The organism is Zobellia barbeyronii, assembly GCF_018603515.1.
GTDB lineage: Bacteria > Bacteroidota > Bacteroidia > Flavobacteriales > Flavobacteriaceae > Zobellia > Zobellia barbeyronii.
In genome coordinates, this window is sequence record NZ_JACATN010000002.1 from 734,758 (window position 1) to 746,940 (window position 12,183).

Genomic DNA, 12,183 nt, shown 5'->3' on the forward strand with positions numbered 1-12,183 from the left:
CTACATCCAAGCTATGTTCTTCTGCGTCTAAAACTGACCAAAAGCAAGCACTATCATTCAAAAAATAGACATGCTTCCGCCTTATTTAGGCTGTAAGCAACTGTCAACAAACAAAATTCTAAAAAAAACGGATTCAATCTGACCTACCAAAAAATAGGCATTCAGTTTATCCATTCTATAAAATATTCACTGATGAAAAATTCTTTATTAGCCCTTTCTGCCGTATTCGCACTTTTTATGACCTCCTGCTCAAGTGATGACAATGCAAGCGATGATGACTCCCTAACGGGAAGTGGTGAAATCTCTATTAAATATGACAACGGTTTTAACGGTAACGATTTAGTATTGGGAACTGCAAATGCGGCCAATGCCAACGGAGAAGCTATTACAGTTAACCGTTTTAATTATATCGTAAGCAACTTTAGATTAGTTAACGCGGCGGGTGAAGAATTCACCTATGCAAAAGATGATAGCTATTTTATCATCAGTCAAGAAACAGAAGATGATCAAATAGCACTTGCAAATATTCCTGCAGGAGAATACACTACCCTAAAATTTGGTGTAGGTATAGACCAAGAAAAATACCTACAAGGTGCTGAAGGCCAAGGTGATTTCTTAACTCTTGCCGAAGACAATAATATGATGTGGTCATGGCAAGCGGGTTACAAATTCTTAAACTTTGAAGGTACATTTACCTCTGAAACCATTACCGAAGCTACAGAGTTTAAAATACACATGGGAAGCCACGGTTCTAGCCTTGATAATTACAAAGAAGTAACATTAGAGCTACCAAATAATGTTGTTGTTGGTGATGGTGTAGATTCTAATATTCACCTAAAAATTGATGCTTCTAAAATATTAGTAGGTGCTACCAATAGTATTGAGCTAACAGAGAAGCAAGTAATTATGGTAGATGCTGAAAAATCTCCACAGATAGCGGTAAATACTTCTGAGATGTTTGTAGTTGACCACATTCATAATGGCGACGGACACTAGTCTACGATGCATAAAAATTTATAACCGGCCTTTTTGGGGTCGGTTATAATAATAAAGTGAAAATGCAAAAAACTAATATTCTTGCTATACTCATAACATTGGTATTATGGTCTTGTAATTCTTCTGATGATGAATACACAGCCATAAATGAACCTTTGGAATTTTCCGTACCCTCTAATTTTCCGGAGGCTATTTATGATTTAGAATCAAATCCGCCTACTACAATAGGTTTTGAACTTGGTAAAAAACTCTTTTACGATGGTCGCCTGTCTAGTAACGGTTTTATTTCATGTGGTTTTTGCCACGAACAAAAAACGGCATTCACCCACCATGGTCACCAGTTTAGTCATGGTATAGATGACCTTGAAGGCGTTAGAAATACACCTGCGATACAGAATACAGCTTTTATGAAAGAATTTGCTTGGGATGGAGCAACGAATCATTTGGACTTATTCCCTATAATTCCTATTACCAATGAGGTAGAAATGGGTGAAACGGTAAGTAATGTTCTTTCTAAGCTAAAAAGTGATGAAGAATACCAAAAACTATTTGCTTCCGCCTTTGAAGATGGAGAAGTGAATAACGAAAACTTTTTTAAAGCACTTGCTCAATTTATGGTAATGATGGTTTCTGCAGATTCTAAATATGATAAATATATGCGCCAAGAAGATGGTGGGACTTTTACCGATGAAGAAAAAGAAGGCTTTGCTGTTTTTACCAACAAATGTGCCTCTTGCCATACATCGGACCTTTTTACTGATGATGCTTTTAGAAACAATGGTCTAGCTCCAAACCCTTCTCTTAATGACATAGGCCGTGAAGAAGTAAGCGGCGATGCTGCTGACCGCCACAAGTTTAAAGTACCCAGCTTAAGAAATGTAGAACTTACCGCTCCTTATATGCATGATGGTAGGTTTGGCTCTTTAGAGGCGGTACTTGATTTTTATAGTAATTCAGTTACGGACTCTCCTACCCTAGACCCTATTTTAAATCAAGATGGTGAATTGGGTATCGCTTTAACTGAAAATGAAAAAACTACGTTACTGGCCTTTTTGGGCACATTAACAGATGAAACTTATATAAATGACGAACGATTTGCAGAATATTAGAACCTTGCACAGGTTTATAGCCTTTATAGGTATAAGTCTCTACACTACGATTTCTTACGGAAACGATAACCCAAAAGCAATTGACCCAACCCCAACCGAATGTGCAAACCATCTTCATTATGAAGGTGAGTATTTTGATTTTTGCGATACCTGTGGTTGTGGTAGTAGTGGCGGCAGTATGGGCTACGGCACAGGATTGAACAATAATTTTATAGGCTTGCGATACATAGGTCAAGAGTACCGTTCTAGAGACGGAATTTTTGCCGACTCGCCCTGGATAACCGAAAATTTCAATACCGTACAGGCTTGGGCCAATATTCCTGTTACTAAAAGGGCTGTTCTAAATGTTATTGTTCCCTATCAATTTCACAACAGAATATTGCCGGATAATACAGAACAAAACATAAATGGTATAGGCGATATTAGCATACTAGGATATTACAACCTACTTAAAGCTAGACCAGATAGCGTGGTAACCATTAAGCCGGAACATTATCTACAATTAGGTGGTGGTATTAAGATGCCTACCGGAAAATATGATAAAGACAACAATGAAGGAAGCGTAAACCCCAGTTTTCAATTGGGTAATGGTAGTTGGGATTATATTTTAGCTATGAACTATGGCTTTACCTATAGAAATTGGGGTGTGAGCGCTATGGCCAATTATACCATCAAAACTAAGAATCCAAAAAACTATCAATTCGGAAACCAATTGAATTTGGGTATTAATGCCTTTAAAACGTATTACGTTTCAGACTTTGCCATTACACCAATTATAGGTGTAGCCGAAGAAATATACGGCACCAATCAAGAACTAGGTTTTAATATTGCTGATACCAAAGGTGATATTTTCTTAGGTAAATTAAGTGTGGAGGCTAGCTACAATAGATACGCGTTAGGCCTAACTGGAATGCTACCCATTAGTCAAAATTTAAATAGTGACAAAGTAGAACTTCGTAATAGGCTTTCGGTCTATTTGAATATCAATTTATAGCTTACTTTTTCACTTCAGGTCCTGTTTTCAATGTTTGATAGTCATTGGGAGCAGGGCCTTTTTATTTCTACTCTTTATTATCAACATTGATAAAAGCAACTAATTACTAAAACTGACTATAAGGCACAGTATACTTCTTTGCTCTTAACAGCTTTTTAAGAAGTATGATTTAAAGTTTTTGGTATATTTAGGGCTTTACCAATGCTAATTCAACTTGTTTTCTTAGAAAACGAAATCCCTAAATTTTAATGAAGAAAGTTCTACTAGGTTTAATTTTTCTATGCTCAATTTTAACCAATGCCCAAGAAACTGGCGAAAATAGTCTGGGTACATGGCATATGTATTTTGGCACTAATAAAGTGTCAGAAAAATTCAGTATTCACACGGAAGGTCAGCTACGTTATTATGAACAAGCAGATAATTTTAATCAGCTTTTATTACGTACCGGCCTCAATTACCACATTAACTCTGATGCCATAGTCACAATGGGTTACGGTTATATTACTACAGATGGTACTTTTGAAGAATTTCCCGATGAGACCAATTCAAGAGAGCACCGCATTTTTGAACAGCTTATTCTAAAAAATAAAGTAGGTGAGTTTCTTTTTGAACACCGTTACAGATTAGAACAACGTTTTCTAGATTTTGGGGAGACCACGGACACACAACATCGTGCCAGATACAGGCTGCAAGTAACGCTGCCGTTAACGGATATCTTTTTCTTGAATTTCTATGATGAGATTTTCTTAAACCTACAAGACGATGTTTTTGGACAGAACCGTTTATATGCCGCCCTTGGTGTGAACGTAACCAACAATCTAAGTGTACAGGCCGGTTATCTAAAAAATCATTTTCCTTCAGCAAATTTTGATCGTTTACAGATAGGTGTCACCTATAATCCCGACCTAAGAGGTATATTTAAAAAGAATGATAGCGGCAGTTAACAGTAACTCTCATAACTATCTAATTAAAACCGGTACCCATGAACCTTCAAAAAGTAAACTTTAAAAACAAGGACGGACAAGATTTAGTAGGTAGATTAGAACTGCCTGCCAATAGACACCCGCATAACTTTGCCATTTTTGCCCATTGCTTTACGTGCACAAAAAACCTGACTGCAGTGCGTAATATCAGTAAAGCTCTAACTGCAAATGGATTTGGAGTTTTACGTTTTGATTTTACAGGTTTAGGCGAAAGTGAAGGTGACTTTGCCGATACTAATTTTTCAGGTAATGTTGATGACCTTGTTGCCGCTGCAGATTATTTAGAGAAGAACTATAAAGCCCCTACCCTATTGGTTGGGCATTCGCTTGGTGGTACAGCCGTGATTTTTGCTGCGGGAAGAATCAATTCTATAAAAGCTCTGGCAACTATAGGTGCTCCATCAAATCCGGTTCATATAAAACATCTTTTAAAAAGTGGTATTCCAGAAATTGAAGAAACCGGAAAAGCAGTCGTGAATCTTAGCGGAAGAGATTTTACTATCAAAAAACAATTTTTAGATGATTTACAACATCAGCCTCTTGCCCAAATACTGGGTAAACTGCGTAAACCTATCTTAATACTGCATTCTCCACAAGATGCAACCGTTGAAGTTAAGAATGCAGAAGAAATTTACCGTGCAGCACATCACCCTAAAAGCTTTGTTTCTTTAGATGGCGCGGATCACCTGCTATCTAATAAAAGAGACTCTTTTTATGCCGGCGAGCTTATCTCCGGGTGGGCCAAACGTTATTTAACGCTGGATACCGAAAAACAAGAAGAGCCTAAAACAAAACACCAAGTAGTAGCTAGTTTAGACCATGATGATGGTTTTTCTACCCAAATGAAAGTTGGTAACCATTTTATGACCGCAGACGAACCTATTGATGTGGGCGGTAATGATTTTGGGCCATCACCATACGAATTAGTATCTGCCGGTTTATCTGCCTGTACTGCTATGACCGTACAGATGTACGCAAAACGTAAAGGATGGAAAATAGATAATATAGAAGTGCACACTAGCTATAACAGAAGCCACGCAATAGATTGTAAAGAATGTGACCTGGATTCTGCTAAAATTGACACTTTTAAAAGAGAGATAAAACTAACTGCAGATTTAGACGAGAAACAGAAAAAACGCATTCTTCAAATTGCTGATAAATGTCCGGTTCACAAGACCTTACATAATGAAACGCAGGTCATAACCACCTTAATAGCATAAGCGATTCCCAATTTTACTTTAAAGAACTACAATCGTGGAGGTTTTTATGTGTTAAAATCATCTTATAGTCAAGTTGATATGGCTATAAGAATGTTTAACTTTGAGGCGAAACCTAAAAATTCACAGGGAACATGAAAAAAATTAAACTTATAGCCCTTGGGCTACTGTTAGTTGGTGCTTTTAGTTGTAAAGATGCCAAAAAAGAAAACGCAGAACAGAGTACAGAAGCACAAGCTGCAACGGAAACGTATAGCTTGGTACAAGACTCTACAAAAGTTAGCTTTACTGCCTATAAAACAACTGATAAGTTACCGGTTGGTGGTCAGTTCAAAAAAATAAACATTACTAAAGCTGGCGAAGGCGATACTGCTCTTGAAGCTTTAAACGGAACTGAATTTAGTATTCCTGTAAGCAGTTTATTTACAAACGATGCTACTGGAACAAGAGACCCAAAAATTTTGGAATTCTTCTTTGGTGTAATGGACAACACAGAACTTATTTCAGGAGTATTTAAGGTTGAAGCAGATAATACATGTTCTATTGATGTAACCTTAAACGGTAAAACTGAAAACATAGCACTTTCTCACAAAGCTGTTTCTGATAACGCACTTACTTTTGATGGTGTTATGGAACTTGAAAACTGGGATGCTCTTGATGCTGTTGCTTCAATAAACAAAGCTTGTGAAGCGTTACACACTGGTAAAGATGGTGTTAGCAAAACATGGAGCGATGTTGCTGTTCACGCAGAAGTATTACTTCAAAAAAACTAGAATTTTAGAGAGAAGACGTTAAGTCTCATCAATAAATTCCAATTAAAAAATCCACTTATCAATCTAATTTGATAGGTGGATTTTTTTTGTACCCTCTCTTTTTTGACGCAATGAAAGAGAATCATGCCGCATACGCTAATACGGGTTGAAAGAGCCTAAATTTCTTATTACATTTCACCTAAATCTTAAAACATCAGTATTATGAAAAATATAAAAATAGGAGCACTAGCGATATTCGCAATGGCTATGGTAAACTGTAAAGAAACCAAAAAGAACGCAGCCGAAACAACAGATGGCCTGAACAACAGCGTGGACCAAATTGAATCAAACGTTAATGAAATGAAAGACGATGTTATGGGCGAGACCCTTACCGTAATGATGACTTCCAAAAGCGATAGTGACATGAACGGCGAGATTACTTTTACCCAAACAGATGGTGAAGTTGATATGAAAGCAGTTTTTACTGGTCTGGAAGAAGGTTCACATGCTATTCACTTACACGAAAATGCCGATTGCTCATCTGACGACGGTAAATCTGCAGGTGGACATTGGAACCCAACGGACGAGCCTCATGGGAAATGGGGAGCAGAAGAAGGATACCATAAAGGTGACATAGGAAACTTCACAGCTGATGCAGATGGTAATGCTACGGTTGAATTTTCTACGGACGAATGGTGTATGGATTGTGATGATGAAAATAAGAACATTATAGGTAGATCAGTAATCGTACATAAAGGTCAAGATGATTTTACTTCTCAACCAAGTGGAGACGCTGGTTCAAGAATAGGCTGTGCCGGTATTACCAAATAATATAACATTTACACTTTAACTTTAAAAACCGCTTTCTGGAGCGGTTTTTTCTATCTTTAACAGAATCACTAAAGAAAATATGGATTTAGATACATTGGTTGTTCGCTTCCAAAAAAAGGACATCCTAGCTTTTGAGAAGCTCTACGACATGTATTGGGAAAATATCTGCGGCGTTGTTCATACTATCGTGAAGGACAAAGGCTTGGCCGAAGAAATTTCTCAAGATGTCTTTGCTAAAATCTGGAATAATTCAGACAGCTATAACCCTTCTAAAGGGCGATTTTTTACGTGGATTCTAAATATTGCCCGTAATGCGGCAATCGATAAAGTGCGATCAAAATCCTTTAAAGACCAAAAAAAGAACCTGTCTGCAGATTACTTCGTAGGTATTCTAAACAGGCCGGATAGTACCGAAGAAAGCAAAGAAGAAATAGATACTTCCGCACTGAAAAAATTAGTACTCAACCTAAAGGAAAAATGTCTTGAAATTATTGAAATGCTTTACTTTAAGGGATACACCCAGACAGAAGCATCTCAGGAACTAGATATTCCACTAGGTACCGTAAAAACAAGAAATAGAAGCTGTATTTCTCAACTACGGAAAAATGTTACGTTAGAATGGAAGTAGACAAATACATAGCATCGGGAATTTTGGAACTCTACGTAGCGGGAACGCTCACGGAAGAACAAAATGTGGAAGTATTTCAGTATGCTCGCGAGTACCCTGAAATACGAGAAGAGATTTTGGCTATAGAAGCATCTATTTTGGAGTTGACCAAATCGGTTGCTCCCAAAATGGCCAAAAGAAAAGGATTTGACGACGTTAAAGTTCGTATTGGAGAAAGAAAAGATGCTAAGGTTGTTCAGTTTCCTAAAGAGAAATCTAATTGGAGTACATATACAGGTTGGGCCGCAGCTATTTTATTGGGTGTTGGTGTTGCGTGGTTCTATAATGAAAACACACAACTTAAGTCAAACATTAATGTTGTTGAACAACAGAAGCAAATCTTGGAACAACAAATTTTTGAAGCCCGCGGGTCATTGGCAAGCAGCAACGAATTGTTGGACAACTTAAGAGATAAAGACATAACCTTAACTCCGTTAGGCGGCCAAGAGGTATCCCCTACTTCATATGCAAAAGTATATTGGAACAAAAAGGAAGACAAGGTTTATATAGATGCCCAAGGATTACCGGAACCACCAGATGGTATGGTATACCAAGTATGGTCTCTTAAGCTAGACCCTTTAACACCAACAAGTATGGGTCTTTTGAAAGATTTCATTGAAGATGAAAACAAAATTTTTACACTGGATAATCCAAATGAAACGGAAGCTTTTGGTATTACACTTGAGCCTGCGGGTGGTAGTGAATCACCAAATCTAGAACAACTATATACCTTAGGAGCAGTTGCTTCTTCCTAACAGAATTATCACTTAAACTTAAAAGAGCTTTACATTAAGATGTAAAGCTCTTTTTATTTGTATCCCTTGGTTAGTCTAAAAGACCAAAAACGACTTATATATCTTTTTTCACCTTATGAACCGCCATTAATTTAACCATCCACTTTGGCAAGGGTTTTTGCGGATTCCGTGTTTTTAAATTTATAAATACACCCAACTTCTTAAAAACAGGAACGCGGTGGGTTTCTACTAATTCAATTAATGTTCCGTCTGGATCTTCCATATAAGCAAACCTTCCTGCAGCGTCACCCATATCAAAACTATTGGCGCTGTCTACCGTAAAAGAATGACCTGCTTCTTTTGCCTCATCCCTTAGAAAATTTAAACCAGAGACATCAAAACAAAGGTGTATAAAACCCAAATCTCCCCAAAGTCTATCTTTAAATATCGTATTCGGAACTCTGTCTAGTGCTTGTATCAATTCTATTTGAGACGGACCATAGAGCTGTCCAAAACCACCTGAGTGTCTATTACTTCTTGTTAGCAAAACTCTCCTAAAATTATTACCATGTCCATTTGATAACTCCTCAAAAACACCAGAAGAATCACTTACAGCAGTATCATACCCCAATAATTTATTATAAAAATAGAGTGAAGCATCCATATCAGAAACACCAATTATAACACCTAATATGCCTCCGGAGTCTCCCTCATTTTTGACAAACTTGTACTGTTCATCAACCAATTGTACTTGGTTTCCCCACGGGTCCTTAAAATAGAAATGACTTCCCTGATGTATCTCCGAAAGCTCGGTTATATTGGAATCACATAGTGCTTTATGGATTTCATTTATATTAGCAGAACGGATTTTAATCGCGTTAATTCCCAAATCACCAAATTGAACGGGATGTATTGGTGGTTGTGGTTTTCGGTTTTTAAACTGCCAAATTTCAAGTCCACCGCCACCTGCCATATTCAAGGCTAAAATTGCCTGCCGTTGTTCTGCGTTACCCGCAGTATATTGCGTCATTAGATTAGCAGTGGCCAAATCATTAAAAACCATAATATCAAAACCCAAATGGGCTCGGTACCAATTAAAAACAGCTTTTACGTCTGTAACGCCAATACCTATCTGTTGAATTCCGTTTATGATTTTATGCATGCTAAAAAATTAGGTGTTCTGCTGATAAGGCATTTTGAGAAGTTTGTTATGTATGGATTTCAGTGTTTCCGAAGAAATCCCCATTTTAAATAAAACTACAAGTAAGAAATTAGAAAGGTTCACGCGCAGGTATGAGTTACTTTCATACTTCCTTGCGGAAACAATCAAATCGTTATTTATAATTTTATAAGGTATTTTGTTTCTTTTCATTCGTTTGAAAAACTCAAAATCCTCCATTAGCGCTTGGTTTTCATCAAATTTTCCAAGATTCTCAAAAGTTTTCTTTTTAATGAAAAGACACTGGTCTCCTCCTCCTGTGAAAATACCATCCTTAGCTGTAAAGGAAGCATTTATATCCAACCAAAAACTTTCCTTATCAAATCGATACGAGAAAAAACCAGCCTCGTAATCCTCATTTAAAGTCTTTTCTATATCATTTAGAAAAGAAACAGGTGGTCTCACATCTGCATGCAAAAAGACCAACACGTTACCCAAAGCCATAGATGCCCCCGTATTCATTTGTACAGACCTTCCTTTTCCTTGGCATTTAACGAATTTAACATTAGGTGCCACCTCTAAATTTTCAGAACCATCTGTACTACCACAAGACAACATAACAAGTACTTCAAAAACTACGCTACTAGCTTCAGAATTAAGCATTGGCAGTAGTTGAGAAAGATTTTGTCTTTCATTGTGCGCAGGAATAATAATAGATATCATAGTGTCTTTTAGAAATTCTTCAAGGGATAAATTAAAACTTTAATAAAGTTACCCTTGTCAAACACATCTACGTAACTTTAAAAGAAAGGTTTCAAAAAAAAATCGACAAAACCTCGGCATGTACTATTACGTATATAGCAATATTACAACTCTAAAGCATAATCCATGAGCGCAATCAAATATAAATATCCTGTTATTTTATTCCTACTAGTATTATCGATTTTTCCTTCATATGGGCAAATGGCTACTAGTGAAGTTTTGGACCTTAATTCCCTTTCGGAGAATTTTTTAACACGGGTACGCAACAATCAAGACACCAATGAACTAAGGGCGCAGTTATACAGTACAACACTAGAAGAACTAGAAGTGGGTCTAGATACAGATGAAAAGAAACTTGCCTTTTGGATTAATGTTTACAACGCATATATTCAAGTGGTTTTATCTGAAAACCCTGAAAAATATGATGACCGAGGCACATTTTTCAGCTCTGAACAGCTACCTATTGCCGGCAGACTTATTTCTTTTGAAAAAATTGAACACGGTATTATTAGAAAGTCGCAATGGAAACTTGGTCTTGGTATGATCAGAAAATGGTTCCCAAATAAATTTGAAAGAAAACTAAGAGTAGATAATAGAGAATATCGTGTACATTTTGCCTTAAACTGTGGAGCAAAAGATTGTCCTCCAGTGGCCATATATAACGCAGACACTTTAAATGAGCAACTGAATAAAGGTACAGCCGCTTATTTGAGCAAGACATCTACTTATAACAAGGAAACCGGAGAAGTATCCGTTACATCATTATTTAGCTGGTTTAGAGGTGATTTTGGATGTAAAAGCGGAGTAAAAGATATTTTAAAGGAATTTGATATCATCCCAACTACAAAGAACATTGACCTGAACTATAAAAGTTACGATTGGACTTTGGACTTAGATAACTGGATAGACCTTTAGACTCCTTCCTTAAAACGCCTCTTTTATGGTAAAATAGAAATTACCGCCTTCGCTAGACATGCCATAATCTGCACGTATACGAACGCCATCTCTTTTATTAATGATATATCTTAGTCCTACTCCTGCTGAGTTTTTATAAGCGGAAGATGATAGACTTTTAAAAGCCGGAGCAACCGTACCTGAAGAACCAAAAACAGCTCCTCCAAATCTACCTGCAATAGGAAATCTATATTCTAGCGCCATACTTAACTCAGAATTATCTTGAAATCTTCTATTATTAATACCTCTAGTTCTATCAGAACCCAAGTAAAACAAATCATAAAACGGCGTACTCTTACTACTGCTACCTAAAAACAAATTGGCAGCAATTACCTGCTTTTTCCCTACTTTTTGATAAAAGCGGTTATCCAATTCAAATTTTGAATACTCAAAGCTAGACCCTAGAATTTTGCTAGAGGTAAATACATTAGCTTGAATATAAAATCCTTTAGTTGGAAAAAAGATATTATCTCTGGTGTCATAGAATGCTTGTAACCCTATATTAGATACAGTTCCATCCTGCTTTCCTGGTACATCCGAAGCTTCTAAAATTCCACCTTCTTCAATTTTTAAACTACTAAAATTGTCAAACTCATACCCCAGCCCTAAGTAAAGGTTGGGCCACACTTCGCGCATTAAAGCCAAACGTGCTCTAGGAAAAGTTACTTCATATACTTCTTCATCTTCCTCTTTGCTATCTATTCCTACACCAAAAAAGTTATAGAAATACTTATAAAAACCAAGCTCTCCCAACAAGCGCCATTTTTCATCATCCTTATAAAACTCAAAAGGCATGTAAACTAAAATTTGACTTTTTGTGGTATAACTAACTCCTAATTGTAATGAGGAAGGCCTTGTCTCTCTTTTTTCATTCTTCAGCCAAAAGTTAGCAATACCGATACCTCCAAAGCCAAAAGCTGTTTCGGGTGTGTAGAAAGCTACAGGAAAAGCAGAAATTTTTAAATCCTTTACAATGGAGTCTTGACTAGTTTGCTTTTGCTCTTGAGCCATAATGGAACTCATGC

13 protein-coding genes are annotated in these 12,183 nt (G+C 36.9%); 10 read left to right on the forward strand and 3 right to left on the reverse strand.

Annotated features, from left to right (window positions below; genetic code table 11):
• Positions 1-192 precede the first annotated feature (192 nt).
• The 9 genes from HW347_RS07635 (at position 193) to HW347_RS07675 (ending at position 8,304) form a co-directional block, all read left to right on the forward strand.
• The gene (locus HW347_RS07635) at positions 193-996 is read left to right on the forward strand and encodes an MbnP family protein (protein WP_214611291.1); all 804 of its coding nucleotides are present in this window, start codon (positions 193-195) and stop codon (positions 994-996) included.
• 62 nt (positions 997-1,058) lie between these two features.
• Complete coding sequence (locus HW347_RS07640; RefSeq protein WP_214611292.1) at positions 1,059-2,105, forward strand: cytochrome-c peroxidase; 1,047 nt, start codon at positions 1,059-1,061, stop codon at positions 2,103-2,105.
• Positions 2,080-3,099: a transporter gene (locus HW347_RS07645; RefSeq protein ID WP_214611293.1), complete on the forward strand. Its 1,020-nt coding sequence runs from the start codon at positions 2,080-2,082 to the stop codon at positions 3,097-3,099. The genes HW347_RS07640 and HW347_RS07645 overlap by 26 nt, the downstream gene beginning before the upstream one ends.
• A gap of 248 nt (positions 3,100-3,347) precedes the next feature.
• Positions 3,348-4,043 (forward strand): DUF2490 domain-containing protein, encoded by a 696-nt coding sequence (locus HW347_RS07650; RefSeq protein ID WP_214611294.1) that lies wholly within the window; start codon positions 3,348-3,350, stop codon positions 4,041-4,043.
• Between the two features lie 38 nt (positions 4,044-4,081).
• A complete protein-coding gene (locus tag HW347_RS07655) occupies positions 4,082-5,302 on the forward strand; it encodes a bifunctional alpha/beta hydrolase/OsmC family protein (protein WP_214611295.1) in 1,221 nt (406 codons plus the stop codon).
• A gap of 131 nt (positions 5,303-5,433) precedes the next feature.
• Positions 5,434-6,072, forward strand: a complete 639-nt coding sequence (locus HW347_RS07660; protein WP_214611296.1) for a hypothetical protein — start codon at positions 5,434-5,436, stop codon at positions 6,070-6,072.
• Positions 6,073-6,273: 201 nt separating this feature from the next.
• Positions 6,274-6,882, forward strand: a complete 609-nt coding sequence (locus HW347_RS07665) for a superoxide dismutase family protein (protein ID WP_214611297.1) — start codon at positions 6,274-6,276, stop codon at positions 6,880-6,882.
• Positions 6,883-6,961: 79 nt separating this feature from the next.
• The gene (locus HW347_RS07670; protein WP_155595759.1) at positions 6,962-7,510 is read left to right on the forward strand and encodes an RNA polymerase sigma factor; all 549 of its coding nucleotides are present in this window, start codon (positions 6,962-6,964) and stop codon (positions 7,508-7,510) included.
• A complete protein-coding gene (locus HW347_RS07675) occupies positions 7,501-8,304 on the forward strand; it encodes an anti-sigma factor (protein WP_214611298.1) in 804 nt (267 codons plus the stop codon). The genes HW347_RS07670 and HW347_RS07675 overlap by 10 nt, the downstream gene beginning before the upstream one ends.
• A gap of 94 nt (positions 8,305-8,398) precedes the next feature.
• Here HW347_RS07675 and HW347_RS07680 read toward each other — a convergent pair whose 3' ends face one another.
• Complete coding sequence (locus tag HW347_RS07680; RefSeq protein WP_214611299.1) at positions 8,399-9,445, reverse strand: VOC family protein; 1,047 nt, start codon at positions 9,443-9,445, stop codon at positions 8,399-8,401.
• A 9-nt stretch (positions 9,446-9,454) separates the two neighbouring features.
• Positions 9,455-10,165: a TIGR04283 family arsenosugar biosynthesis glycosyltransferase gene (locus tag HW347_RS07685; RefSeq protein WP_214611300.1), complete on the reverse strand. Its 711-nt coding sequence runs from the start codon at positions 10,163-10,165 to the stop codon at positions 9,455-9,457.
• 165 nt (positions 10,166-10,330) lie between these two features.
• Here HW347_RS07685 and HW347_RS07690 point away from each other — a divergent pair, with 165 nt between their 5' ends.
• Positions 10,331-11,119 carry a DUF547 domain-containing protein gene (locus tag HW347_RS07690; RefSeq protein WP_214611301.1) on the forward strand — a complete coding sequence of 263 codons (789 nt, stop codon included), beginning with the start codon at positions 10,331-10,333 and terminating at the stop codon, positions 11,117-11,119.
• 9 nt (positions 11,120-11,128) lie between these two features.
• Here HW347_RS07690 and HW347_RS07695 read toward each other — a convergent pair whose 3' ends face one another.
• Positions 11,129-12,181, reverse strand: a complete 1,053-nt coding sequence (locus HW347_RS07695) for a BamA/TamA family outer membrane protein (protein WP_214611302.1) — start codon at positions 12,179-12,181, stop codon at positions 11,129-11,131.
• Positions 12,182-12,183: the final 2 nt, after the last annotated feature.